At 52.9% G+C, this 24,890-nt stretch carries 21 protein-coding genes and 1 pseudogene; 4 read left to right on the top strand and 18 right to left on the bottom strand.

The window, feature by feature from the left end; translation table 11 throughout:
• The 10 genes and pseudogenes from DW757_RS03170 to DW757_RS03125 form a co-directional block, all read right to left on the bottom strand.
• The gene (locus tag DW757_RS03170; RefSeq protein WP_008396405.1) at window positions 1-1,548 is read right to left on the bottom strand and encodes a VanW family protein; all 1,548 of its coding nucleotides are present in this window, start codon (window positions 1,546-1,548) and stop codon (window positions 1-3) included.
• A gap of 139 nt (window positions 1,549-1,687) precedes the next feature.
• The gene (locus tag DW757_RS03165) at window positions 1,688-2,443 is read right to left on the bottom strand and encodes a 3'-5' exonuclease (protein ID WP_015544521.1); all 756 of its coding nucleotides are present in this window, start codon (window positions 2,441-2,443) and stop codon (window positions 1,688-1,690) included.
• Between the two features lie 151 nt (window positions 2,444-2,594).
• Window positions 2,595-3,230, bottom strand: a pseudogene (gene nth / locus DW757_RS03160) (endonuclease III); the annotation flags it as partial.
• Window positions 3,231-3,300: 70 nt separating this feature from the next.
• A complete protein-coding gene (locus DW757_RS03155) occupies window positions 3,301-5,268 on the bottom strand; it encodes a B12-binding domain-containing radical SAM protein (protein WP_118750966.1) in 1,968 nt (655 codons plus the stop codon).
• On the bottom strand, window positions 5,269-5,799 hold the full coding sequence (locus DW757_RS03150; RefSeq protein ID WP_008396409.1) for a dCMP deaminase family protein: 531 nt from the start codon (window positions 5,797-5,799) through the stop codon (window positions 5,269-5,271).
• A gap of 91 nt (window positions 5,800-5,890) precedes the next feature.
• Window positions 5,891-7,024 (bottom strand): L-threonylcarbamoyladenylate synthase, encoded by a 1,134-nt coding sequence (locus DW757_RS03145; RefSeq protein ID WP_118750965.1) that lies wholly within the window; start codon window positions 7,022-7,024, stop codon window positions 5,891-5,893.
• Between the two features lie 12 nt (window positions 7,025-7,036).
• Entirely contained in the window at window positions 7,037-7,315 is a 279-nt protein-coding gene (locus DW757_RS03140; RefSeq protein ID WP_118750964.1) for a hypothetical protein, read from the bottom strand.
• Window positions 7,284-10,709, bottom strand: a complete 3,426-nt coding sequence (locus DW757_RS03135; protein WP_118750963.1) for an SbcC/MukB-like Walker B domain-containing protein — start codon at window positions 10,707-10,709, stop codon at window positions 7,284-7,286. Before DW757_RS03135 ends, DW757_RS03140 begins: the two co-directional genes overlap by 32 nt.
• Entirely contained in the window at window positions 10,706-11,443 is a 738-nt protein-coding gene (locus DW757_RS03130) for a DUF4194 domain-containing protein (RefSeq protein WP_015544522.1), read from the bottom strand. Before DW757_RS03130 ends, DW757_RS03135 begins: the two co-directional genes overlap by 4 nt.
• Entirely contained in the window at window positions 11,427-12,872 is a 1,446-nt protein-coding gene (locus DW757_RS03125) for a Wadjet anti-phage system protein JetA family protein (RefSeq protein ID WP_008396414.1), read from the bottom strand. Before DW757_RS03125 ends, DW757_RS03130 begins: the two co-directional genes overlap by 17 nt.
• Before the next feature lie 535 nt (window positions 12,873-13,407).
• Between DW757_RS03125 and DW757_RS03115 the strand changes: the two genes are divergently transcribed.
• From DW757_RS03115 to DW757_RS03100, 4 genes are read left to right on the top strand one after another with little or no spacing between them, the layout of a single operon-like run.
• Window positions 13,408-14,742 carry an ABC transporter ATP-binding protein gene (locus DW757_RS03115; RefSeq protein WP_347559957.1) on the top strand — a complete coding sequence of 445 codons (1,335 nt, stop codon included), beginning with the start codon at window positions 13,408-13,410 and terminating at the stop codon, window positions 14,740-14,742.
• Entirely contained in the window at window positions 14,726-15,592 is an 867-nt protein-coding gene (locus tag DW757_RS03110) for an ABC transporter permease subunit (protein WP_118750960.1), read from the top strand. Before DW757_RS03115 ends, DW757_RS03110 begins: the two co-directional genes overlap by 17 nt.
• Before the next feature lie 10 nt (window positions 15,593-15,602).
• On the top strand, window positions 15,603-16,967 hold the full coding sequence (locus DW757_RS03105) for a GldG family protein (RefSeq protein ID WP_008396418.1): 1,365 nt from the start codon (window positions 15,603-15,605) through the stop codon (window positions 16,965-16,967).
• 23 nt (window positions 16,968-16,990) lie between these two features.
• Entirely contained in the window at window positions 16,991-18,124 is a 1,134-nt protein-coding gene (locus DW757_RS03100) for a DUF4340 domain-containing protein (protein ID WP_118750959.1), read from the top strand.
• On the opposite strand, the gene DW757_RS03095 is transcribed toward DW757_RS03100, so the two are convergent.
• The 8 genes from DW757_RS03095 to DW757_RS03055 all read right to left on the bottom strand — a co-directional run bounded on the left by DW757_RS03095 (window position 18,099) and on the right by DW757_RS03055 (window position 24,867).
• Window positions 18,099-18,620 (bottom strand): N-acetylmuramoyl-L-alanine amidase, encoded by a 522-nt coding sequence (locus DW757_RS03095; RefSeq protein ID WP_021966693.1) that lies wholly within the window; start codon window positions 18,618-18,620, stop codon window positions 18,099-18,101. The two genes, DW757_RS03100 and DW757_RS03095, sit on opposite strands and share 26 nt — an antisense overlap.
• Window positions 18,621-18,636: 16 nt before the next feature.
• Window positions 18,637-20,160, bottom strand: coding sequence for a recombinase family protein (locus DW757_RS03090; protein ID WP_118750957.1), 1,524 nt, complete (start codon window positions 20,158-20,160; stop codon window positions 18,637-18,639).
• On the bottom strand, window positions 20,157-20,396 hold the full coding sequence (locus DW757_RS03085; RefSeq protein ID WP_015544527.1) for a hypothetical protein: 240 nt from the start codon (window positions 20,394-20,396) through the stop codon (window positions 20,157-20,159). Before DW757_RS03085 ends, DW757_RS03090 begins: the two co-directional genes overlap by 4 nt.
• A gap of 89 nt (window positions 20,397-20,485) precedes the next feature.
• A complete protein-coding gene (locus DW757_RS03080) occupies window positions 20,486-21,001 on the bottom strand; it encodes a GNAT family N-acetyltransferase (RefSeq protein ID WP_015574601.1) in 516 nt (171 codons plus the stop codon).
• A gap of 22 nt (window positions 21,002-21,023) precedes the next feature.
• Window positions 21,024-21,263: a hypothetical protein gene (locus DW757_RS03075; protein WP_021966690.1), complete on the bottom strand. Its 240-nt coding sequence runs from the start codon at window positions 21,261-21,263 to the stop codon at window positions 21,024-21,026.
• A 265-nt stretch (window positions 21,264-21,528) separates the two neighbouring features.
• A complete protein-coding gene (locus DW757_RS03070) occupies window positions 21,529-23,235 on the bottom strand; it encodes a glycosyl hydrolase family 18 protein (RefSeq protein ID WP_118750956.1) in 1,707 nt (568 codons plus the stop codon).
• Window positions 23,236-23,908: 673 nt separating this feature from the next.
• A complete protein-coding gene (locus DW757_RS03060; RefSeq protein WP_008396427.1) occupies window positions 23,909-24,163 on the bottom strand; it encodes a hypothetical protein in 255 nt (84 codons plus the stop codon).
• 74 nt (window positions 24,164-24,237) lie between these two features.
• On the bottom strand, window positions 24,238-24,867 hold the full coding sequence (locus DW757_RS03055; protein WP_008396428.1) for a hypothetical protein: 630 nt from the start codon (window positions 24,865-24,867) through the stop codon (window positions 24,238-24,240).
• Window positions 24,868-24,890 lie beyond the last annotated feature (23 nt).

The following is a 24,890-nucleotide window of genomic DNA, read 5'->3' as shown; positions in this document are numbered from 1 at the left end:
CTAAGCCGCCGGGCTTACAGGATCTGAGGGCGGAGCCGCCGGACTCTGGGCTGCCCCGTCAGGCGCAGGTGAAACAGGGCTTACCGCCTCTCCTGCCGGGCCCTGGGAGTCGCTTGCCGGGCCTGCCGGCTGCGTCTCTGCCGGCTGCGTCTGCGCCGGCTGTGTCTCTGCCGGAACGGTCGGTTCTGTCACTGCCGGAGCTGCCGGGCCGATACGGTACACCGCCTTGGAAGCCATGTAGGTATCCGTGTGGAGAATCTCTCTTTCTGTCTCCACTCCGTCCACATAGACCACCTTCCAGAGCCTTGACTTCTTCCCGATATGGCCGGAGGACTCCTTCACCCTTGCTCCGGGCGCCAGGGAATTGTCCACCTTCTCTGTGGGGGCGCCGGGATCAATCGTTCCCAGTGTCTCTGACACGAACTCAATGGTGCGGTTTGCAGGCCTCGTCTCCTTGCCATAGGCTGTAAAAGTAAGTGTACTTCCGGAAACGCTTCCTTCAATATAAATCGGAGTCTCATAGTTATTCTTAAATTTCAGGTCCTTGTAGGTTCCGGCAATGGCCGCGTCCTCAGATGGTTTCACATACCCCACGGTCATGGAGTGGTTCTGTCTCTGGGTCACCTCCAGCTCAGCCCGAAGGACTGCATTATACAGGGTCGTACACAGCTGGCAGGCACCGCCGCCGATGGAATCCACCGTCCGGCCGTTCTCATAGGAACCGGCGGCTGCATAGCCATTCTCTATGGTGAACGGTGTCAGATACTCATAGGCGGAAAACTGATCCCCCGGCATCAGCACTGCTCCGTTTATCTTGGCTGCCCCGGTCTTTAAATTCTGGGTTCTCGACCTGTCACCTGCGTTAAAATTCGTGCTGAAGGTTCCCAGCACGTCAGAGATGGTTTCCAGATCCGCGCGCCTGATGCGGGGCTGTGTTTCTGTCACCACGGCCTCCACCGATACGCCCTCGGAAAGCCCCTGATTTAACGCCTCATCGAGAGCCGCCTTCGTGGCCTCCAAATCTACGGCAAGCCCTGTCACCTCATCTGTGATGACAAAGGCCCCGTTCTCCCTGGAAACAGAGGCATCCTTCGCCTCCCTTACATAGGGGGCGCAGTTGTCATTTACAAAAGCCTGCAGCTTTCCGTCATCAAGCGACGTCTCCACAGACAGGCCGGCGCCGCCGTCTTCCAGCTCCTTCACATGGACAAACCGCTCCAGAAGGTTGCCGCCAGCGTATTTCTCCAGCTCTGCGCCGATCTCCTCCCTGTTCTCCCAGTAAAAACCCAGATCTGCCGCTGTGGAGGCCAGGCTGTTTCCGTCTATGGCAATGGAAACCTGCTGTCCTGCCAGTGAATTAACATAAGTTTCCAGCTCCGCCTCCGCCTCGCTGGCCGTCATGCCGGAAAGGTCGAAGCTCTTCTCCCCGGATCCGCTCACCGAAAATCCCTGGGGAAGAACTCCGGCGGCTGCGTCCTGCGGCGCAATAAATAAAATTCCGGCTGACAGCAGAGCTGCCAGACCGGCAATCCGAACATTCCCTTTCATACTTTCCAAACTCCCTCTGCCTAGAATAACGAGGACAGGCCTGCAATCACGGTTCCTCCTACCATGGTTACGAGAATAATGACAACCATCACTGTAGTGAAGATTTTTTTTGATTTATTATTCCCCATAAACATATATCTCACCTCTTTTTCATTCTTCCATAGTTAAGTATGATTTTATCTGTGAGCCTGGACGCTTCACTGCGCGTCAGATACTCTATGTCAACAGATAGATTTATTCTATGATATTTTGCTAATTCCCGCAAGCCTTCTTTTTGTCTTTTTGAGGCCGGCTGCTCTCTTTTTACTTTGTAAATCAGAGGTTTTGCAGCAAAGGCCTCTTCATTTTCCTGAAAGTGGCAGTCTCTGAGACTTTGGTAGAGAAGGTGGGCGGCTTTTGCGTCTGACAGCGCCCTGTGAGCCGTTTCCCGGGGAATCTGAAACCAGCCGCAGGCGGCTGACAGGTTCTTTTTCTCCTCCGGCGGCATAAAACGCCGGCAGAGGGAGAGGGTATCTATGCCGTTCTTTTCAAAAGGAAGCCCGGCATTCACTGCCGCATGCTTTAAAAAGCTGTAGTCGAAGATGACATGGTGGCCTAACAGGGGAAGCTCTCCTACAAAAGCAGCGATCTCCCCTATCACCTCCTCGATTCCCGGCGCATGCTCTACCATCCTGCCTGTAATTCCTGTGAGGAGTTCCACCCGCTCTGAGATCTCCCTGTGGGGATTAATAAGAAATGAAAGCTCCCTTTTCACCTTTCCCTGCTCTACCAGACAGGCGCCCACCTCGATAATCTTGTCGCGCTTCGGATCAAGACCTGTGGTTTCCAGGTCAATGGCCGCATAGGAATCCCCGAAAGAAACCGGGTCAGCTGTCTTTTGATTCTTTTCTTCCATCTGATTTTTTCCTGCCTGTATTTTTTTGTTCTGCCTGTTCTCTGGCGGTACGCTTTCCAGAGGCATTTTTCCTGCCCTCTCCTTTTTCAGATGTGCCTTTCCTCCTGCCGGCGGAGCCTGGAGAGGCAGGGACGGGGATGACGCCGGCGCTGGGGCAGTCGTATCTTAAAAAGCACTCCCTGCACCTGGGGTTTCTGGCCGTACAGATGGTCCTGCCCAGGGTGATGATATGAATATTCCAGAGGATCCAGTGATCCCTTGGCAGCACCTTCATGAGGGCATACTCGATTTTTTCCGGATCCTCCTCCTTCGTAAGCCCCAGCTTCCTGGAGATCCGCTTTACGTGGGTGTCCACCACAATGCTCGGCTCATTGTAGATGTTTCCCCGGATCACGTTGGCAGTCTTTCTGCCCACTCCCGCCAGGGAGGTCAGCTCCTCCATGGTTTCCGGAACTCTTCCCCCAAACTGCTCCACTAAGGCTCTGCAGCACGCGATGATATTCCTTGCCTTGGAGTGGTAAAATCCGATGGAGTGGATGTCCTGTTCCAGCTCCCGGATATCTGCCGCTGCAAATTTTTCCAGTGTGTCGTACTTTTTAAACAGCTTCTCCGTCACCAGATTCACCCTGGCGTCTGTACACTGGGCGCTCATAATGACAGCAATTAAAAGCTGCCACGGCGTTTCATGGTTCAGATAGCAGCGGTACTCCGTCCCGTACTCCTGGTCAAGCAGCCCCAGAATACGCGCTACCCTCTCCTCTCTCTGTGCTTTCGTTTCTCTTTTCAAACTGTCTGTTCCCCTTTTTCGTGCAATTTCTTTATTTTCTCTGTCTGTGAGCTGCGTTTGTCCGGCGCCTCTATACTTCTGCTTCCTCCTGCCTTCTTACCTCTCCCAGCTGTCCCACCTGAAAGATCTTCGCATTCCCAAGCAGGGCATCCCGGTGAAGGTAGTCAAACAGCACCATCGTTCCTTCTCTCAGAACCTCTATATGGGCCATCTTTCCCATCTGTCTGGAATCGTATTCCTCATATCCTTTCAGATAGCGGCGGCTTTTTCCCTCTTCTATAAAAAATGCCTTCACCGCCTCCCTGAAGGGCGACAGATCTCTGGCAAAGGACGGACGGCTTTTGGCGTTTTCCCTCAGGTATACGTCCAGGATCAGCCGGTCCCGGTATTCCTCCAGCCGCTCCTGACCTGCCGGCAGTTCCCTTGGCGCCTCGTCCCCTCCCTCTTTCTCAGGTGTTTTCTGCTCATATCTTGCCCTCTTCTTTTCCAGAAGCTCCCCGATAAAGCGAAACAGGATCTCATACCTGGCCAGCCGGCTGTGGCTGACGGCAGAAAGCCCGTTTTCCTCATAATACACGGAAAGGGCCGAAAACATGTCAAAGGGAGAGTCAAACTCCTGTGCGAGGGCCTCCAGGGTATTTTCAAACTGACCGCTGTTGTAGTAGGTCTCCACCATCTCCTCCACGCCCTTCAGGCGGAGCAGCTCCCCGTAGGACAGCCATCTGGTGGAGAGTACCTCATAGGGCGGAGCCTCCTTATACCGGAGGCTATACTCTGCTGCCATCTCCATCATATGGGAGCCGGACAGCACCTTCAGAAAGCCCAGCTGGAGCTGCTCCGGCCTCATGGCAAAGACTTCGTTGAAGGAGTGGCGGAAGGATTCAAAGCCTTCAAAGGGCAGACCTGCGATTAAATCCAGGTGCTGGTGGATATTGTGAAAGCTGCCTATTTTCTCCACGTTTTTCTGCAGGCGGCCAAGATCCATTTTCCGGCGGATTTCCTTTATGGTTCTGGGATTTGTTGTCTGCACTCCGATCTCCAGCTGCACAAGCCCGGGGCGCATCTTTGAGAGGAGGGCCAGTTCCTCCTCAGACAGAAGGTCCGCCGAGATCTCAAAGTGAAAATTGGTAATACCATTGTCATTTTCCAGGATAAACTGCCAGACTGCCATGGAATGGCTCTTTCTGCAGTTAAACGTCCGATCCACAAACTTGACCTGGGGCACCTTTTTCTCCAGGAAAAAGGCAAGCTCCTCCTTCACCAGCTCCAGATCCCGGAAACGCACGGATTTGTCGATAGAGGACAGGCAGTAGCTGCAGGAAAACGGGCAGCCCCGGCTGCTCTCATAGTAGATAATCCGGTGCTCCAGCCCCTGAAGATCTCCGTAGGCAAAGGGGATTTCATTCAGATCCAGAAGCGGGGCGGGAGGCGTGGCCACAATCTCCGCCTCAGCCCGGACTTTGCCATCCTCCCGGTTTTTGCCGTCCTTCCGATTTTTGCCGTCCTCCCGGTTTTCGCCGTCCGCGCCCAGTGCCCGGAACACAAGACCGGGAATGAGAGAGAGGGCCTGATCCTTCCAGATGCTTCCCGCAGAGGTCCTCTCACCGGCAGCTCTGAGAAGTCTATAGAAGGTTTCCTCCCCCTCCCCTGCCATGATCCCGCGGACATAAGGCTCTTCCCTCAGAAGCTCCGAAGCCCTGTAGGACACCTCAGGCCCGCCGAGCCAGATTTCCGTATCCGGCAGGATCTTTTTTAAGTCGTGCACCAGCTCTCTTATATAGAGGATATTCCAGATGTAGCAGGAAAAACCCACAGCGTCAGGCGCTCTCCTGTAAATATCCCTCAGAATATCATCCGTCCGGTGGTTAATGGTGTACTCCCCAATCTCAATCTCCCAGGCGGGGCCGCCACCGGAGGGTTCTCTTTCCTGCTTTTCCCCTGACTGCTTAAGACGGCTGTCCGCATATTTTTTCAGGCTGTAAATGCCCAGGTTCGAGTGAATGTACTTCGCATTGACTGCTGCCAGCAAAAACTTCATCTACAGGCACACCTCAATCTTTCTCCCCGTATGGCTGTACTTGTAATATCTTACCCCCGCTGCATCCAGCATCCGCTTGGAAGCGCGCACAGAGGGAGTGTCCTGGTACTTGTCGCTGTCATAGACCAGGGTGCGGATTCCTGCCTGGATAATGGCCTTGGCGCACTCATTGCAGGGAAATAAGGTCACATACAGCTTGCTCCCCTCAAGGCTTCCCCCTCTGTAGTTTAAAATCGCATTCAGCTCGCTGTGGGTCGTGTAGAGGTATTTAGCGTTGTATGGATCGTCTGTCTCATGCTCCTTTCCCCACGGAAACTCGTCGTCGGAGCACCCGATGGGAAACCCGTTGTACCCCATGGACAGAATTTTATTGTCGCTGCTGACAATGCAGGCCCCCACCTGGGTGCTGGGATCCTTTGAACGCATGGCTGCCAGCTTGGCAACCCCCATAAAATACTCATCCCATGTGATATAATCCTGACGCTTTTCTGACTTATGAAAGTCCCCCCTGATTTTTGCTGTCTGCTCCATTTTTCCTCTCTTCTCCTTCCTGTCTGCGAAACTGCGGCCGGGGTCTGTCCCCGGAATTTCCCCGGCATCTCTCCCCGGTCTTCTGATCTCCCTACGCCTGAATCTTGTGGTATCCGGCGGCCTTGTTTAAGCGGTTCATGATTGCCTGCCCCAGATCGTCGGCCTGAAAGCTCTCTGAGAAGATGCAGTCCACCTCCAGATCGTCAAACTCTCTGAGAACCGCGTACAGGTTGTGGGCCACCGTGGCCTCGTTGGCTCTCATTCCGATGCTTTTTAAAATACCTGCCGGATACCGGTCCTTCGTCTCCTCTGTGCAGATGATTCCCACCCTCTGGCCTGCGCCGAGCTTTTCTGCCGCCAGGGCATTGATGCGGGACACTACTGCGTCTGTCTCTCCCTCCACCAGCGTCAGATCCGCCTTCGGAGCATAGTGGCGGTACTTCATTCCGGGAGCCTTTGGCTTTATATCTGCTCTCATGGGGCCGGTGATCGCCGGATCAACCGCAGTCTCCCCCACAACGCTTCTCAGCATCTCCATCGTGACGGCTCCGGGTCTTAAAAGCGTCGGAATCTCCTCGGTCACATCTACAATCGTGGACTCTACGCCGATCCCCACAGGCCCTCCGTCTACAATCATCTCGATTTTCCCATCCATGTCCTGAAGCACATGCTCCGCCCTGGTGGGGCTTGGACGGCCAGAGGTGTTGGCGCTGGGCGCCGCTATGGGAACTCCCGCCAGGCGGATCAGCTCCCTGGCCACCGGATCGCTCGGCATCCTGACAGCCACTGTCTCAAGACCTCCCGTGGTGCCGTGGGGCACCACCCCGCTCTTTTTAAAAACCATGGTGAGAGGCCCCGGCCAGAAGGCCTCAGCCAGCTTTCTCCCCGCCTCCGGTATCTCCGCCGTGAGAGGGGCAAGGGCCTCAAAATCTGCAATGTGGGCGATCAGCGGGTTGTCGGAGGGTCTTCCCTTGGCCTCGTAAATTCTCCTGGCCGCCGTCTCATCCAGCGCGTTTGCTCCCAGGCCGTAAACCGTCTCTGTGGGGAAGGCCACCAGTCCTCCCTCCCGCAGGACAGCAGCCGCCTCAGCAAGAACCGCCCTGTCCTCCTGGGTCAGCCCGCCGTCCCCGCTTCCGGATCCAAACGCCGCCTCAAAGGCCTCGCTCTCCTTTTTCTTCCTGTACTCCTCGTGGATTCTCACCACCCTCGTCTTCTTCTGTTCCATTGTACAACCTCTTTATTCTATCTCTCTTCCGTGTTGCTCTTTAACTCTGTTCACCTTTTTCTCCCTATCATAGCACATGAAAAAGGCCCATGCAAGACAGGGCAAAGGACATCTCATCCTCCTCCAAAACCCTTTTTTCCCTTTCTCCCCGGCGAACAGCTGCGTAAATCCATCAGAAAAAAGGAGGGTTTTCAGTGACTTTTCCGGAACTGAAAACCCTCCTTTTTTCTGCCTCGCCTCTCTTCTGCCCTTCTTTCTTTTACTCCAGCTCCCCGAACTCCTTCCTCTCAAACTCCTGAATGGAGATAAACTTTTTTCCCGGATTTGCAAACACGAAGGTCTTGTCTACATTTTCCAGGTAGTTCTGGATCTTGTCGTTGGTGGCGCTGATGATCGCCTGGAAGCCCAGGCCGCGGATCAGGCGGATACAGCTTGCCACCTTTTCCGCATCCATCTTGGAGAAGGCCTCGTCCAGCACCACCAGGCGGATGGTTGTGTTTCTTCTGAACCGGGCCGGCAGGTTGATGCGGTAGGCCTGGGCAAAGCTGGCTAAGAGTGCCACATAGAAGGGGTTCTGCCCCTCTCCGCCGGAGTTTTTCTTGATCATCCGGCTCAGTGGAATGTACATGGTCTCCTCCCCCTCGATAATCTGCTGCATGTCAAAGGAAAGATAGGTTCTGTAATCTGCATACTTTTCCATCTGCCTTCTGGCCTCCTCCTGCTCCCTGGCGGCGGCCTGATCCGGCGGAATGAAAATGTCTATGAGCTCGTTCATCATCGCCCCGTACCGGTCCTCGTGGGCCATGGTGAAGAAATTCATCTGGTTGTCCATGTTCTGGCTCAGACTGGCCGGATTAATCTCCAGGGCCTCATCCATAAACATGTCGTAATACTTTCCGTCAGCCCCCCTGTTTTTCTCGATGACAAAACGGTACTTATCCTTTCCGAAATCCAGCGAGCTGATAATCTCGTTCAGCTCGTCTCTCCGGTGGTAGGCCTCCTTGATGGCGCTTCTTATCTTAAAGATAAAGTCATCCTTAAAGTGCTCCACTGCCGTTCTGGCCTGCTCGGCCGCCTTCTCCCTGTACTCTGAAAGGCGGTCACAGGAAAGCTCCGCCAAAAGTTTGTCGTACTCCTCATTTCCTCTGTCGGAGGGCGAGAAGCGGCGGCCAGGATGGCGCCTTAAGTACTCGATCCGCTGCTTTTCCAGCCTCTCAAAGCGGCTCTCTCTGCGCTCTCCTGACTCTCTTTCCAGGTTTTCAAAGGTCTCCCTCAGCCTCTCGCACTGAGCCGGCCGCTCCAGGGCGTATTCTGCCGTGGAATAGCCGTCCGGAACTGCCTTAAAAGCTGACAGCAGGGCCTCCTCCTTCTTCGCTTCAAACTGCTCGAGAGCATGGGTTCCGCTCTTTTCCTCCATCTCTTTTTTCATTTCGGAAAGCTCTCTCTCCCTCTGTGACAGCTCTCCCTGAAGCTCTATATTCTGCTTTTCCCTGCCCTGAATATCACGATTCAGCTTCCAGAGGTTCTCCTCCAGGGCCTTCAAAGCCCCGCGGTCCTGCTCTATCTCCTTCTGAAGCTCCTCCCGCTCTTTCTCCCAGGCGCTTATCTGTCCCTCAGAAAGTTCGAGAAGGGCCTGCTCCTGGCGTTTTTTCTCAGCCCTCTTCTTTTTCAGGTTCTTCAGGTCCTCAAACATTTCCTCATACTCAGACACAGTCAGAGAAAGAGGTTCCAGGGACAGAACCTGATCGCAGGTCTGCCTGGTTTCCTCCAGAGGCTTAAGTTCCTCCCCAATCTCCCGAAGCTCCTCCTCCAGGTTTTCAATTCTCTTTTTCATGCTCAGGGCGCCGATATAGGCTCCCCTCGTATAATTTTCCGGGTTTATATACTGCAGGCGGCAGCTGTGATAGAGAAGGCAGTCGTCGGTGATGCCGATCCGGCACTGGCGAAGCTCGTCAATCCCCTCACACTTTATCACCTTTCCCAGCATAAAATCCACATAGGACCGGACGTACTCCGTCTGAGCGGACACCTCCTCCGACAGGGCATGGTCAAGCACCGGGTGACTGTCCCTGACCGCCTGCTCCGTGTCCACCACAGACACCCGGTAATAGGCCCTTCTGTCCAGCTCATTGTAAAAGCGCATGGCAGAACGCACGTATCTTGGCTCTACCACCAGGGACAGCTTATTGCCTCCCAGATAGCCCTCCACCGCATTTCTCCACCGCTCGCTCCTGATGTCCAGAAGATCCGCCAGAATATCCACCTGAACCGGCTTCTGGAACTCCTCCAGGAAGCGTTTCTGAATGTAGGTTCTGGCATTCTGGAGCTCTTTCGGGTAGGCCTTGCGCCCCTGTTTTAACTCCTTCAGGTTCTCCCTCGCCTCCGTCTGAGCCCGCTTCAGCCGGCGTATCTCCGACTCTGCCTCCTTTCTCTCCTCATCGGCCTCCTTCCTCATGGCCTCTATGCTCTGCTTCAGGCTGTGAAGCCCCTCCTCTGAGATCTCTCTTTTCTCAAAGGCCTCGATGTCCCAGAGGGTCTGGTTTGCGGTGCAGTCAGCCTCCTCCCAGCCCTTTAAGCCTGCGGCAGTTTTCTGAAACCTCGCCTCACTTTTTTCGTACTGCTCAATCAGCTCCTTCAGGGTTTTCAGCTTTTCCTTCAGATCCTCATAGCCGGTGGAAGCGATTTTTTTCAGAAGTTCCTCTCTCCCGGCTTCCTTCTCCTGAATCCGCTCCTCAAGCTGCGCTTTCGACTCAGACTGTCTTTTTGCCTCCTCCCTTGCCGCCTCTGCCTCACGTCCAAGGCGCCTGACTCTTCCCTTCAGGGCCAGAATCTCCATTTCCTTTGCAAGGGCATGATACCCTTCCATCTCCTCCTCGGCCTCCCGTACCTGCAGAAAGGCCTGATTCAGTTCTGAGAGCTCCTCCATCTCCCGGACCGTATCGTCGATTTTTTTCTTCATGCGCCCATACTGCATGACGCTTTCCTGCATATCCTCGATGTGAATGTCATCCTCCGTACAGATGTACTCCTTCACAAAATCCTCCAGGCGGATATTCATCTTAAAGGGAATGGCCCTCTTAAAGAGAAGGGGGAACTTCTCCTTGTCGAGGCCTCCCAGATAGGTGCTGTAGAGCTGAGAGCGGAATCTCTCGTTGTGAGGGCCGTAGAAGCTGTCCTCCTTTGTGAAATTTTTCTTCAGGAAGTCTCTCACCTCGCTGATGGTCATGGTGCGATCGGCAGTCCGGTAGAAATGCTCCGGCAGTCTCCCCTTATGCCAGAAAAACAGGCGGTTCACCTGGTTGGACGCCGTCTCCACGTCAAAGGCCACGCCGACACACTGGGCCTCACCGCCCTCCGTCTCCGTAAATTCCAGGGCGATTGTCGTGGAAAAGTTCTGATTCCTCAGATAGGCAAACCGGTTGTTTTCCTCTATATTCACCATTCCCCTCAGGTATTCAATCAGGCTTCTGTCTGAATCATCGGCAGCCGCCTTATTGAAAAACCCGCGGCCGTCTGTGTTTGCATAGAGAACGATCTGCATGGCGTCAATGATCGTGGACTTTCCGCTCCCCGAGTGTCCGGTGAAAAAGTTGATCCCGCTGTTTAAGGACAGCACCTTATGGCTGATATAGTGCCAGTTGTTCAGGCAGATCCGCGTCAGCGCCTTGAATCCCTTGTCATTCATCTGGAATCCTCCTCTCCGTCCGTCTCATTTTCTTCCCCGTCTGTCTCGTTTTCTTCTCTATCCGCCTCGTTTTCTTCCCCGTCTGTCTCGTTTTCTTCCTCATCCGCCGCTTCTTCTGTGTCTCGTGTCAGCTGCCTGTCCTGCCCTTCTCCTTCTCCAAGCTCTGACAGAAGCTCTCTCACATCGTTTCCGGTCAGGATCAGGTTAATGGTGGGATAGAGGATCAGCCGCATATTTCCATCCAGATCGTCCATCAGATCCAGCGGCTCGATGATCTGATACTTTTTCAGAAGGCTTAACGCCCGTCGGATTTCTGTGGGAGCCGTCCTCCCGGTCAGGCCAAACACGCCGAGCCTCTCGCTGAGCTCTCCCAGGGTCGTGTGGACTGCAAGGCTGTTGGAGGCCTCTGTCATCTGCTCATCGTAGATCACCTTTAAGATGAGCAGGTACAGGGTGGCGAGCTTCGGCAGCTTTTCTGCCAGGACTGCCTCCCCTTTTATGTAAATCACACCCAGCTGAATATCCTCATAGATAGAAATACCGGATATTTCCAGGTATTCCCGCAGAAACTCCATGTGGCGTTCCAGGGTTCTGTACACACCGGAATACTGGTAGCGCCCCGTTTTCCTGTCATATTTTCTCTCCAGCACATAGGTCTGCCGCTCCAGAAGCCGGATAGCCTGGGTAAGCTCCTCCCGCTCCTCCTGAAGCAGCTCATTAAAATATGGTATCATCTTCTCTTATCTGTCCCTTTCCTGTATGGTAGCTGCCCTTCGTCTCCTCCCCGGCGCGCCTCTCTGGCTCCCCCGCTTTTGTCTTTTCTCTGAATACAAGAGCCGGAAACACATAGGCTCCGTTGTCGATGGACTCCGGCTCCCCCTCTGTCCTGAAGGGGCTTTCTTTTTTTAAGGAGTAATCGTAGGCCAGGATCAGCTTTTCAAAATCTTCTTCGCTTCGGACGCTGTCTCCTGTGATCGCCGCAGCCTTGTCCTCCATCCGCTCTCTGATGAAGTCTGTAATCTCTTCTCTGGTGTATTTTGCCGAAACCCGGTTCAGGCTCAGAAGCTCTTCCCTGGAAAGCTCCTTGGGAGCCTCCTCCGGCTGCAGCTTCTCCCGGAAGGCTTCCCTGGGCTTTCGCTTCCTGTAGAGGGATTTGTCAGAGAGCAGCTCTCTTCTTGAAAGGTTCATCCTGGCCGCCGTCTTTCTGATAAGGGGCTCCGGATCCTCCTCCCGGGACATTCGGTTCAGAAGCTGTAAAATCAGCCCTTTCGTGTCCTCTTCCTTATTTAAGAGATAGTAGAGACGGCTCACTGTAACTCTCACATAGCGGGTGTGCTCCCTGTCCATGTTGGCAATCCGGCGTTCGATGTCATCAAATCCTCTCTCAATGTCATCGAGCAGGCGGACTGCCTCTGAAAGCTCCAGCTTTTTTCCTCCCCGGCGGATGGTGAGCTCCAGGTACTCCGGCTCCTCTCTGAGGAGCTTCAGCCACTGCTTGATATCTGCCTTGTACAGGTAGAAATTATCGGATGTCTTTAAAATATGGTATTTTTTCTTTACAATCTCTTCCACATATCCGTCCAGGTGCTCCCGCAGCAGCTCCCCGTAAAATTTCTGATCCAGCAGGCTTGTAAAAAATTTGTCCATGTTGTGAAGCATGTCCTGAAGGGTCTTGTTAAGCCTTCTGGTATTTACAAGGGCTGTGTTTAACAGGGCGATGGATGCCCGGGGATCGTTCCGGTAGGAGAAGAGGTTGGCATAAATGTTCTGGATATAGATGTCCGCCTCGTCTCCCTCCTCCCCGATCAGCCGCTCGAATGCGCCGATAAAGACTGCGGCATAGTCGGGAATGACGATATTGACCGACAGGTTGACAAAATCCTCCTGGCGGCGCAGCCACCTGGTTCTGATCAGCCAGTTGAGAATACGTGTGGCCGGCGGCTCCAGGGTATCTGCCTCAGCCTCCTCCTGTTCTCTCTCAATCTCCACCTGGCGCCTGGAAAAGTAATCGCCCAGCACCTGGATGCACATCTCCCTGCTCAGGAAATAGTTGCTGTACTGATACTCTTCGTTGATTTTTAAGAGGGCTTCTATATATATTTCCCTGTTTGGGGAACGGAAAAGTCCCCAGAATGAGGACGGGATTTCGTTCAGAAGTTTCATGTGGTGACTCCTTTGAATGGGGTGTAATCGAGCGTAAAGAGGGCTGCAAGGAAGGGGCCAGATTTCTGCTGGGGCACGTACGGCTCTGCAGGTGTACGGGCTTCGCCCTGCACCTGCCGGGCAGAGGGACTGGCGGAATTTTGCCCGCAGTGCGCGTTCGACTCCGCTTCGCTCCGTCTCACTCGCGGGCTTCGCCCTATGGCCAGGAAGAGGGGAACCGGCGCTTGCATGCGAGCATGAGCGCCGGTTTCTCCCTCCCTGGCCGCACTGCTCATTGCCAACGCGGTTATTATACCATATCCTCCCCTCACGCTGTACCTTTTTTTGTTTCGGGTGTCGTTTGCTGCGGTTGATTCTTGGGAGGACACAGAATTATCATGGTTTTCTCACAGAATGAACACAGAATTTTCACTTTTTCTTTCTATGATCCCTCCTAGATGCAGGGGCGTTTTTCTGATGCCCGGGAGTGGTTTATGGCTTCGGGGCAGACGGTTTTGCGCCCTCGGTGAAAAAGGAGGATTCTATCTTGATTGAAGTGAAAAATCTCGTTAAGGACTACGGGGGATGCCTGGCTGTGGATCACCTGAGCTTTACTATCCGGGACGGAGAAATTATCGGTTTCCTCGGGCCCAACGGAGCGGGGAAATCCACAACCATGAACATTATGACCGGATACCTGGGCGCTACTGACGGGGAGGTTCTGATCGACGGGAAAAACATTCTGGAGGAACCGGATGAGGCCAGGCGGCTCATCGGCTATCTGCCGGAAATCCCGCCTCTCTACCTGGATATGACGGTGCTGGAATACTTAAGCTTTGCAGCCGAATTGAAAAAGATTCCTAAAAAAGACAGGGAAGAGGCCGTCTTCAAAGCCATGGAGCTGACGATGCTTAACGACGTAAAAGGGCGTCTGATTAAAAATCTCTCCAAGGGCTACAGACAGCGCGTCGGTCTGGCCCAGGCTGTGCTCGGTATGCCGCCTGTCATTATCCTCGATGAGCCTACGGTAGGACTTGATCCGAAACAGATTATCGAGATACGTGATCTGATCAAATCTCTGGGGAAAAAGCACACGGTTATTTTAAGTTCCCATATTCTTTCAGAGGTCAGCGCCGTCTGTGACCATATTCTGATTATCTCCCACGGAAGGCTGGCGGCAAACGGCACCCCGGAAAGCCTGGAAAGCCAGATGGCAGGAGCTCAGACTGTGGTTATGACGGTGAAGGGCTCCCCTGATGCAGTGAGCAGCGCTCTGTCATCTGTAGACGGGATCGCTTCCATCGAAACCTCGGAGCCTGAAATAAAGTATGAGATGAAACCTGAGATAAAATCTGAAATGGAACCTGAAATGGAATCAGAAATGGAATCAGAGACAGAGCAGGCTGAAAATCAGGAGGCAGACAAAGCTTCTGACCGAAGCTGCCTTACCAGCCTGCGCCTCTCCCTCTCTCCCTCTCAGAATCCTGACAGGGACAGCGTCAGGGTCCGAGAAGATATTTTTTATGCCCTATCTGAAAACAGGCTCCCCATCCTCTCCATGCAGCTGGAAAAGACCTCTCTGGAGCAGGTATTCCTGGAACTGACCCAGTCCGGCCAGCAGCAGCCCGAACAGGGGGAGGAAACAGCGGGCCGTGGAAGAGCCGGAAAGCACGTTTCAGAAAAGAGGCACTGGCGTCCGTCCAGACATCACGGGAATATATCCGGCTCCCTGCCTGCAGAAGGAGGATCTGTGCATCTTCACGGAGAAGACCCGGCTTTGACTTCTGGAGCTACAGAACAGGCCGGAAGCGATATACCCGATTCCTCACTTTCATCTGTGAGCAAAACTTCAAGCCCCGAACAGGAGGACAGCAATGGCAGCGATTTATAAACGTGAACTGAAATCTTATTTTTATTCCATGACAGGCTGTATCTTTATCGCCTTCATGACACTTTTTCTGGGCATTTATTTTATGTCCTACAACCTGGGAAGCGGTTATCCCTACTTTTCCTTTTCTCTGACAGGCATGCTGTCCATTATGATGTTCTCCATTCCTGTCCTGACCATGAGAAGTCTTTCCGATGAGAGAAGGAGCCGGACTGACCAGCTTCTCTTAACCTCCCCTGTGTCTGTCACGGGGATTGTCCTGGGCAAGTACCTGTCCATGGTAACAGTGTTCGCCGCAACGGTTCTGGTTGCTGCCCTCTGTCCACTCATCATTATGGCAAACGGCACGGCGTATCTGGCTGCTGACTATGCCTCCCTGCTGGCCTATTTTCTGCTGGGCTGTGTTTACATCTCCATCGGACTGTTTCTTTCGTCCCTGACAGAAAGCCAGATTATCGCAGCAGTTTCTACCTTCGGCGTGCTGCTTCTTCTGTTCTTGTGGCCCAGCCTTATGATGTTTCTGCCGACAACGGCATCTGGATGTGCCGTGGGCTTTTTCCTCATCTGGACAGCGGCAGTGCTGATCATTCTCCGGGTAACGGACTGGGCGGCCCTGGGATTTGTGCTGGAGGCGGCCGGTGCAGTAGTCCTGGCTGTCCTCTATTTTGCAAAGCCGTCCCTTCTCGAGCACAGCCTCTCTGATGTGCTGGGAAAACTGGCATTTACAGACGTGTTCCAGACCTTTGTGGCGGATCACATCCTGGATATAGGCGGACTTTTACTGTACGTGAGCACGATTATTTTCTTTATTTTTCTCACCGTTTTGTCCGTAGAAAAGCGCAGATGGAGTTAAGGAGGGCATTATGAATAAGAAGCTGAAAAGAGGCGGGTATACAGCCATCCTTGCTTTAATTGCGGTGGCCGCCCTGATCCTGTTTAATATGATTGTGGGAAAGCTTCCCGAAAATCTGACAAAAATTGACCTGAGCAATACGAAAATCTACTCGATTGGCGAAACTACGAAGGAAGTCCTGGACGGACTTGACAAAGATGTGACCATCTATGTGGTGGCTGATCCCGATTCTGTGGATACGAGAATCACCCATTTCCTGGAGCAGTACGAATCTGCATCCTCCCATGTGAAGGTGGAAACCCTTGACAGCATCCTCCATCCGGATCAGGTGCAGGCTATGGAGGCGGAAAATAATTCCCTTCTGATCTCCTGTGAGGATACAGGCCGAAAGGAAACTGTCCCCTTTGACGATATTATCCAGACAACCTACACCATGTACGGCTATCCTCAGGAGTCTGCCTTTGACGGAGAGGGACAGGTGACAAGCGCCATCAAGGGAGTGGTAAGCGATATTCAGAAAATCGCCTATCAGACCGGCAGCCACGGAGAGTCACAGCTCTCTGAATCTGTGACATCCATGCTGAAAAAATCCAATTTTTCCCTGGCTGACGTAAATCTTCTGACAGCCGGCTCCGTGCCCGAGGACTGCAGTCTTCTGATCATCAATAATCCCCAGACGGATCTGGCCGAGGACGAAGCAGACATGATCCTCTCCTATCTGGACAGGGGAGGCCATGTAATGATTCTGTCAGGCCCTCTCACAGAGGAGCGTCCCCACTTTAAAAAGGTTATGGACGCCTACGGCATAGAACAGCTTCCGGGATACGCTGCAGATATGGATCGGTATTACCAGAACAACCCATTTTACATGTTCCCGATCTATAACAGCGCCCATCCGATTACAAGCCCGCTGGATTCCAGAAGTCTGGCCCTTGTGGCCCAGAGCGGTGCGCTGAGGATCTCAGATTCTGTTCCTGAGGGAGTCACAGCTGAGGCCTTCCTCACCACCTCTGACAATGCGGTGCGCATTGTCTCTGACACAGAGCAGGTACCGGGAAGCTTTGTGCTGGCTGCCTCCGCTGAGAAAGAAACAGACAATGGAAAGGCAAGTCTCGTTGTGTTCTCCTGCCCGTCCCTGATTGATCCAGGCATCACAGAAGTATTTTCCAATCTGACCAACCTGGACATTTTCATGAACGCAGCAGTCTGGAACTTTGAGGATGTGGAAAATGTGTCCATCCCTTCAAAGAGCCTTGAGATGACCTTCAACACGATTTCAGGCAGCGGAACCCTGTCCTTTATTTTCATCCTTGTGATTCCTGCCGCAGTGGCTCTTGTCGGTTTTATCGTCTGGATGAAAAGAAGAAAACTGTAGAACAGATAAAAGGAGGGACAAATATGTCAAGGAAACATACTCTGGCCATCGGCTGCCTTCTTCTGGCAGCCCTGGCTGCAGCCTATGCCTTTGTGTCCGGCTTTTCGGCAAGAGAGGACAGGAAGCGGGAGCAGGCGGAGGCAGCGGGCGTGATCCCGTTTACAGACTGCGCTGAGCTTGCTGCTCTCTCCTATACTTCGGCAGGCACCTCCATCTCCTTTGAGAAAGACAAAGTTGGAATATGGAAGTATACGGAGGACGACGATTTTCCCGCTCTTCAGGCCTCTGTCCAGACCCTTGCCAATGATCTGGGAGACATAACTGCCAAACGGGATCTGGGCGAGGTTACGGACCTTTCCGTATACGGGCTCGACGCCCCTGCTGCCACCTTTTCTTTTACAGGCACTGACGGCCAGGATACCGTTATAACCATCGGAAATGAAACAGAAGACGGCGATTACTATGCGATAAAGAGCGGAGACAGCCATGTTTACACCATAAGCGATGTGCTGATGAACTACTCCGATTACACACTCTATGACTGGCTTAAGACAGATGAGCTTCCCTCTGTTTTCACAGCAGATGTGAAGGAATTTAAGATTGACGCAGAAGGCAAGTCCTTCCACTATATCCGTACCGGAAAAGATGACGAAGGTAATTTTATCTGGTACCGGGATTCGAAAGAAAGCGAGGAAAACCGAGTGGAGGACGTAAGCATTCCCAACCATCTGGCCACAGCCATCACGAACCTTGCCATCTTCGACTGCGCAGATTACAAAGTCACGGACAGCGAGCTGTCCCAGTACGGTCTTGATAACCCCAAAGCCGTCATCTGGTTTTCCTACGAGGAGGAAGATTCACAGAGCGATTCCGGCTCTGAGACAGAGGATGAGACAGAAGCTGCAAAGCCCTCTGAGGAAGATTCCTCTGATGATGAAAATGCCGAAGATGCCGAAAATGCGGAAAACGGCTCTGATGACGGTTCCGGGATGAGCTCTCTGAAGGAGTTTTCCATTGAAATCGGAAGCCTGGACGAGTCAGGCGAATACTACTATGTCCGTCCAGCCGGCTCCATGGCCGCAGACCGGATTGAGAAATCACTGGTAGATGACTGCCTGAATGAGCCGTCCTCTAACGCCGGTTCAGATACTCCATAATTCCCATATGTATTGTCCACGCGAGGCGGTCCTGATATTCATCTGTATTTAACAGGGCCGCCTCCTCATAATTGCTCAGGAAACCGCACTCCACAATCACAATGGGGCTTTTCACATGAAGAAGCAGGTAATAGCTGTCGTTTGCCTTTGCCTGTCTTGTATTCTTTTCTCCAAGCACATAGTCAAACCGTTTCTGCAGAATCTCTGCCAGCTTTTTCCCCTTTACCGAGCCGTTATAGTAGAACACCTGGCCTCCCGAGACATTTTCCTCATGGTAGCTGTTCTGATGGATGCTGACTACCAGATCCGGCTCTGCCTCGTCAATCAGGCTGCATCTGGCCTTCATGTCTGCCGACTTTTTCCTGCTGTCCGTTTCACTGTAAAGCCCCTTGTCCTCGCTTCGGGTCATCACCACCTCCACGTCCGCCAGCTCAAGATAGCGGGCCAGCTTTTTTGATATGGCAAGGTTAATGTCCTTCTCGAGACTCTGATCCACCCCCACCTTGCCGGGATCATTGCCTCCATGAGGAGGGGGCCGGATGCGCTTCTCCTCCCCGCAAATCCCCGTAGAGGCAGACCAGCTCCACACTCCCGTCCTCAAAAATCAGGATTTCCTCCGCCATCTGTGCAAGGAGTCTGCGCATGGAGCTGTCATCCCGCCTTACGAGAATCCCGGAAACGCCTGCAAGAGGACAAAATTCCTCCTCCCTTTCCTCGTTTTCGGCCTCCTCCTGTCCATTTTCTGTCTGTTCAGCCAGTTCCCACGGCCACTCCGTCTGCCACCTCTCCTTTTTCCTCCCCCCTCTCTTTTCTGATACCGCTCCTGTACCCTGTTTCATTCTCCCTTTCTCTGCTCTCTCAAACAGCTCTGCAAGGCTTCCCCTCTGCTGTTCCTCCTCCACTGCCCGGGCAAGCTCTGCGAGCACGATCTCCTCCAATTCCTGCCTTTTCACCCCATGGCCTGAACAGTAGGCCTTTCCGGCCCGCACATAAGTTCCGCACAGGTACCGGTCTCTTCCCTTTCTGACCATGGCCCGGCCGCAGTCCCCGCACCTGACAAATCCGGCAAACACATTTTCTCCTGCTGCAGGCTGAAACGGGGCATAACGGCTCTTCAGAAGCTTCCTGGTCTGCTCCCATACCTGCCTGTCTATGATTGCCTCATGGGTTCCCTCCACCACAATCCAGTTTTCCCTGTCCACCTGCTTTGCCTTCCCCCGCATCCTCTGGAAACGCCGCCCCTGTACCATATTGCCCAGATACATCTCGCTGTGGAGGATCTTATTTACAGTGGAATACGTCCAGCAGGACTGTCCCGAAAGACGCCCTCCGTTCCTGTAGTTTTCCCCGTTCAGCCGCTTGTACTCGGACGGGCAGGGAATCCCCCGGTCATTCAGCATCCTGGCAATGGTATTTTTTCCCTTTCCCTCCAGAAAAAGCTGAAAGATCATCCTCACTACCTCAGCTGCCCTCTCATCCACCACCAGGCGGTTTTTTTCGGACGGCGACTTCCGGTAGCCGTAGCAGGCAAATGCTCCGATAAACTCTCCGGCCTTCTGCTTGGTTCTGACCACAGCGTGAATTTTTCTCGAAATATCTCTGGCATACTGCTCATTGAAGATGTTTTTGATGGGGAGCAGCATGTCGTACTCCTGCTTTCTGCTGTCAATCCCGTCGGCAAGAGAGATAAACCTCACTCCCATGTCAGGAAAATATCGTTCCAGCAGCCGCCCCGTGTCAATGTAGTCTCTGCCCAGGCGCGACAGATCCTTCACCGCCACGCAGTCCACAAGCCCGGCCTCAATATCCCTGATCATGCGCTCAAAAGCCGGCCGCTTAAAACTGGTCCCCGACCAGCCGTCATCTACATACTCAGAAAACAGGGAAAGCTCCGGCTCCGACTTAAGAAAATCCATCAGAAGCTTTCTCTGATTTCCCACGCTGTCGCTCTCTGCCTTATCGCCGTCCTCCCTGGAAAGCCTGATGTACACAGCTGTCTGGTAGACTGCAGCTTTTCCGCCTCCCGGCCGGCTCACAGGCTCGCCTCCCGGCCCGTCTTCTGCCCCTCTCTCTGCTTCCTTTTGCAGACAGCCTGCCCTTCCTGTAAGCTCTTTTTCTCACCTTCCCCTGTATCGCGCTTCAGAATTCCGGCCTCTATAAGCCTCCTCAGAAACTCTGCTCTGGAGTACCGGTCAAGGCTTTTTCTCCTCACGCTCCTGCCGGAAATTCCATCCGGTTTGCCCTTTTTTGTCTCCCTTTTTTTCTCTTCCATCTCTTATCTCCTGTCCGTTTTTGCTACAGGTTATTCGCCGCTGCCTGTCCACTATTCCGGCTGTTTCAGAGCGTCTTCCTCTTTATCTGCTAGTTTCCTCCCGTCCTTTTCTCCATCATGTAATTCGTCAGCATAACCCCCTTTCTCTCCACCTGCTGCTCCTTTACCACCCTGTATCCCCGTTTTTCAAAAAATGGTCTCGCCGTAACAGAGGCGTGAGTCACAAATCTCTTCTCTTTTCCTTCTGTCCTGCTCCCCGCCTCTGCCTGCTCCCCTTCCAGATAATCACAGATAGCAGTCCCGATTCCCTGACCCTGCTCCTCCCTGTGAACGTACAGCCTGTCCAGATAACCGTCCGGCGCCATATCTCCAAAGCCCGCAATCCGCCCTCCAAGCTCGGCAATCACCGTCCTGTGGCGGCAGAAGGACTCGTGCCAGGCCCTGTGATCCACCTCTTTGTCCGCCCAGGCCCAAAGCTGCTCTTCTGTGTAATCAGCTGCGTTTACCGTGTGCACTGTCTCAAAAAACAGACGCTCCATCTCCTCCAGATCCTCTCTTCTGTACTCCCTCAGTCTAAGCTCCCTGTCCTTTCTGTTCTCTTTCATTCTGTATCCTTCCTTCACTATTTTACTTATCTGTGCCTGACTTTTGCCGGATTCCCCCTGCCGTTTTTCCTCTGTTCGGCCGCATCCGTCCCCTGCCATGCCCTGCGTCAATGACCACCACCGGCTTCTCCTTTCCGATATGGACACTGCGCCCTGCTGCGTCCAGCCCGGTGTAGCGGAACACAGAAAACAGAAAGACAATTAAAAACACAGCCGCCAGCGTTCCTGTCAGATGGCGGTCCAGAAAGCGCACAATTTTCAAATTACTTCACCTGGAAATCGTCTCCTTATGCCCAGTATATTCCCTGTTTTCCTCGTCCCATTCCACCAGGGCCAAAGCCATCCCCTTCTGCCCTGAGGCGGCGGCTTTAAAAGACTCCCACCCGGCATTATAACACCATAACAAAATAACAAAACGGGAAAAACCTCCCGGCTCGCGCCGAAACCGTCTCTCCCGTTTTCGTTTTATCTCTTATCTTTCCGTCTCATTTGTCCCGGTTTTGCCTTCTCTTTTTACTCACCTTCTCCTAATTGCTGCTGTCCGGCTGTTTTTCCTCTCCGTCCGGCTGATCCCACTGGATTACGTCCCAGATCTCCTCGCTTTCAAGCCCCAGCTTCCAGCAGGCCACGCCTGCCAGATCATTCTGGCGGATCAGATCCATCTTAAGCCCAAGGGAACGCTCCTCCTCCATCCAGAGATAGTCCATGGTTCCGTCTGACTCCTCAAGATCCCCGTAATACTGGCCTGTTTCATCCTGCCAGGAAAGCTCCACATGATTTTCCTCTATCCAGTCCTTGGCCTTATAGATTCCCAGAGCAGAAGAGGTGGTCTCGCCGTCCTTCTCCTGCCACAGCCTTGTGTAGAACGGCACGGCATTGATCACCTTTTCCTTCGGGACCTCCTGAAGCGTGTCCCTGATTCCCTGCTCCACAAAGCCTAAAGAAGCGGTGGAGCCCTTCTCTCCGCCGGCAAAATGCTCGTCATATCCCATAACGATCACATAGTCTGCCACAGTGCCCTGCTCTTTTCTGTTGTAGCCCGCTGTGTAGGCAGAAGGCACGTAGTTGTCAACAGAGAGGACAATCCCTTCCTTCCGGCAGGACACAGACAGCTCCCTGATAAACTGGACATAGTGAGGCAGAGCCTCCGTCTTCATGCTCTCAAAATCCAGGTTAAAGCCGTCAAAGCCATAGGTTTTGGCCTCATCCATCAGGCTTTCAATGAGCTTTCTCCGGGTGGAGGTTTTCGACAGAAGGATCTCGGACTGGACATTCCTGCTGCACTCTTTGCTGAAATTGTCAACCATGGCCCACACCTGAAGTCCCCTCTCATGGGCCTCTTCCACATAGCTTCTGCTGGCCAGGGACTCATAGCTTCCCTCGTTGTCGCTGAGCGTAAACCAGGTAGGTACAATGACATTGACCCCTTTGGACGGCTCCAGCAGCTCCCCCATCTTCTGGTTGGCCTCAGGTATCGTCACCTGGTGGAATGCAAGCACGATCTTTTCATCCAGAGAAATATTTTTGTATTCCGGCTCCTTAAAGTCAGTTTCCGGCACCACGGAGCGCAGATTCTTAAGCTTTCTGTTTTTCACATATCCGATATGGCCGTCTGCTGTGGCGATCTTCACCCACTCGTCTGTAGTTTCCAGCACAGTGACGCTGTCGCCTCTGTAGCACTCTGTCAGAATAGGGCTTTTTACGTCCGCCTCCACGCGCACCTTCACCCTGCCCCTTACATCTGCAGTGGGCGTCCCGTCCCAGTCATTCTCGATAAATACCCTCTTGATATCTGTGCTGTCGAAGGCCTGTATCCTCACCTTTGTATAATTGAGCACAAGACCCATGGACAGATAAACGCCGTCCTCCCGCTTCACAATCAGCGGCTCCCCTGAGCTTCCCACGGCAGTGTCGTCTGTATAGAGAATCTCTTCCGGGAGAGCATAGACCAGCATCTCCTCATTCTCGTCCCAGTAGAAGCGGCTGTTGACATGCTCCGCCACCCAGTCTGCCGGCAGATAAGTCTGCCCGTTCTCATAGATTCCCTGGGCCTCCTGTTTTTCATAGTTCAGATATAAAATCGTTCTGTTCTCCTCAGCCTGATAAACCTCCCTGAGATCTGCCCTCTCCCTGGAAGGCGCAAATTTCCAGTACAGAAACGCTCCGCCGGCCAGTACAGCCAGGATCAGAAGGAACAGGAAGGCCTTCAGGATAGGATTTCTCCTGCTTTTCATACATATCCTCCGAAAATCACGTGAAGTGGATCATATCCGTTCAGGCGCCGGGAGATTCTCTCCCCGATGCCTGTTTCTATTCTAGCATATCCATATACAACAGACTACTTTATTTTTTCTTACAATTTTTATGGTTCTCGTTTTTTATTCACGTAATTTATCCCTGTTTTGCGTTGGCAATATTTTTCTTTCCAACCCAGTGCGATCCCCGCGGAGCGTTTTTATATCACAGGAAACGAAGTTTCCTGTTATGTAAGAAAGAATCCTGCAAAGCAGGATTCTCCGCCTGCGGCGGGTCGCAGAAGCGACATTTGCCTTTCCGCCGCAGTGCGAGCCCCGCGGAGCGTTTTTATATCACAGGGAACGAAGTTTCCTGTGATATAAAAAACAGCCGGTTTGGACAGCAGACATGTTCTCAGATTTCCTGTCAAGGCATAACAGTATCCTCCGTATTTCCGTCTTTTTGTCCTCTCCGGCTGTCAGTGGGTTTTAAAATGGCGTTTTCCTGTTTTTTTCTGACGGCGTCATTGTTCTATCTATCCTCCCCGGGCCGGCCAAAGTCCAGGCTCATGTATCCCATGGATTTTTACCTCCTCCTTTCCTGATTCTCTTCCTCTTTCAGCTTATCCGGGCTTTCGCTCAGTCTTTATTCTGTGCCGCCCGTCCATTCCTTCTATCTGTGGTAAACCTTGTCGAAATGGATCTCCACCAGTTTTCCTGTTTCGTCAGTAATGTAATCGCCCATATAAAAGGCTCCATCCTCCCTGACTTCCACAATCTGCTCCAGCTCGCCTGGACCCGGCTCTTTTCCATCTACCAGCACGGTTACTCCCACACTCTGATATCTCCTGATTCCATCCAGATAGCGGCGCTTTTCCTCCTGTTCCCGCTTTTTCTTCTGTACTGTTCTCAAGCTTTTATCCCTCATGTTATATCTCCTGTCTGGAAAACGGTATGAAATCCCTCCAAGGAGGTTGTGTGATATATTATTTTACCATTTCCCTAATATTCCAGAAATTCCCCAAAGAAATCCATCGCCTCCCCCGTCACGGAGAGTGCATCCTCTGTTCTCGGAATACGTCTGATAACAATCCCAGGATACCGTTTCAGTTCTGTCTCGAGCTCCCTGCTTCCCGAGCAGGCAAAATATTCCCAAAGCCCTTCCGAGTGTTTTTTCCCCTCTATCAGCTCCAGGAACGCTGCCAGTTTCCATTCAGCCAGGGATCCTACGAGAAATTTTTTCCGGCAGAGCAGGAATTCCGGCCTGGCTGCATCGAAATTATTTCCAAAATCAACGACAACCGTATCGAAGTCTGAATTAGCAAGATCTGAAAATGCATGGGATCCGGCTCCCTTGATAAAGGAAATTTCCAGAATATTGAACGAACATCCATTTTTCTTTAATACAGGATGTGTCTCAAACACCTCCTCTATCCGGGCAAAATCCCCGCTGTCATTGCGCTCCAGCAGGGCAGTTTTCTTTCCCAGGACTCCAGACAGATAGGCGGCTGTCATGATGGAAAAATGCGTTGTTCCAACGCCGCGGCTGCTGCCGGCCACCCCTACCATAAGGGGTGCACCGTAGCTTTCGCCTGGCTCCGCTTTTTTCGGAGCCTTGTCTCTTCTGCCCATCAGATATATGTCCTTTCTCTCTT

This window comes from Clostridium sp. AM29-11AC (genome assembly GCF_003480545.1).
GTDB lineage: Bacteria > Bacillota > Clostridia > Lachnospirales > Lachnospiraceae > Otoolea > Otoolea saccharolyticum_A.
Note: the sequence above shows the minus strand (reverse complement) of the source record. Positions and strands in the feature narration are given on the sequence as shown.

Bases quoted from the DNA above. Each gene is read 5' to 3' on its own strand.
- DW757_RS03170 (WP_008396405.1), bottom strand. From the start codon at position 1,548: ATGAAAGGGAATGTTCGGATTGCCGGTCTGGCAGCTCTGCTGTCAGCC.
- DW757_RS03165 (WP_015544521.1), bottom strand. From the start codon at position 2,443: ATGGAAGAAAAGAATCAAAAGACAGCTGACCCGGTTTCTTTCGGGGAT.
- DW757_RS03155 (WP_118750966.1), bottom strand. From the start codon at position 5,268: ATGAAGTTTTTGCTGGCAGCAGTCAATGCGAAGTACATTCACTCGAAC.
- DW757_RS03150 (WP_008396409.1), bottom strand. From the start codon at position 5,799: ATGGAGCAGACAGCAAAAATCAGGGGGGACTTTCATAAGTCAGAAAAG.
- DW757_RS03145 (WP_118750965.1), bottom strand. From the start codon at position 7,024: ATGGAACAGAAGAAGACGAGGGTGGTGAGAATCCACGAGGAGTACAGG.
- DW757_RS03135 (WP_118750963.1), bottom strand. From the start codon at position 10,709: ATGAATGACAAGGGATTCAAGGCGCTGACGCGGATCTGCCTGAACAAC.
- DW757_RS03130 (WP_015544522.1), bottom strand. From the start codon at position 11,443: ATGATACCATATTTTAATGAGCTGCTTCAGGAGGAGCGGGAGGAGCTT.
- DW757_RS03125 (WP_008396414.1), bottom strand. From the start codon at position 12,872: ATGAAACTTCTGAACGAAATCCCGTCCTCATTCTGGGGACTTTTCCGT.
- DW757_RS03110 (WP_118750960.1), top strand. From the start codon at position 14,726: ATGGCAGCGATTTATAAACGTGAACTGAAATCTTATTTTTATTCCATG.
- DW757_RS03105 (WP_008396418.1), top strand. From the start codon at position 15,603: ATGAATAAGAAGCTGAAAAGAGGCGGGTATACAGCCATCCTTGCTTTA.
- DW757_RS03100 (WP_118750959.1), top strand. From the start codon at position 16,991: ATGTCAAGGAAACATACTCTGGCCATCGGCTGCCTTCTTCTGGCAGCC.
- DW757_RS03085 (WP_015544527.1), bottom strand. From the start codon at position 20,396: ATGGAAGAGAAAAAAAGGGAGACAAAAAAGGGCAAACCGGATGGAATT.
- DW757_RS03080 (WP_015574601.1), bottom strand. From the start codon at position 21,001: ATGAAAGAGAACAGAAAGGACAGGGAGCTTAGACTGAGGGAGTACAGA.
- DW757_RS03070 (WP_118750956.1), bottom strand. From the start codon at position 23,235: ATGAAAAGCAGGAGAAATCCTATCCTGAAGGCCTTCCTGTTCCTTCTG.
- DW757_RS03060 (WP_008396427.1), bottom strand. From the start codon at position 24,163: ATGAGGGATAAAAGCTTGAGAACAGTACAGAAGAAAAAGCGGGAACAG.
- DW757_RS03055 (WP_008396428.1), bottom strand. From the start codon at position 24,867: ATGGGCAGAAGAGACAAGGCTCCGAAAAAAGCGGAGCCAGGCGAAAGC.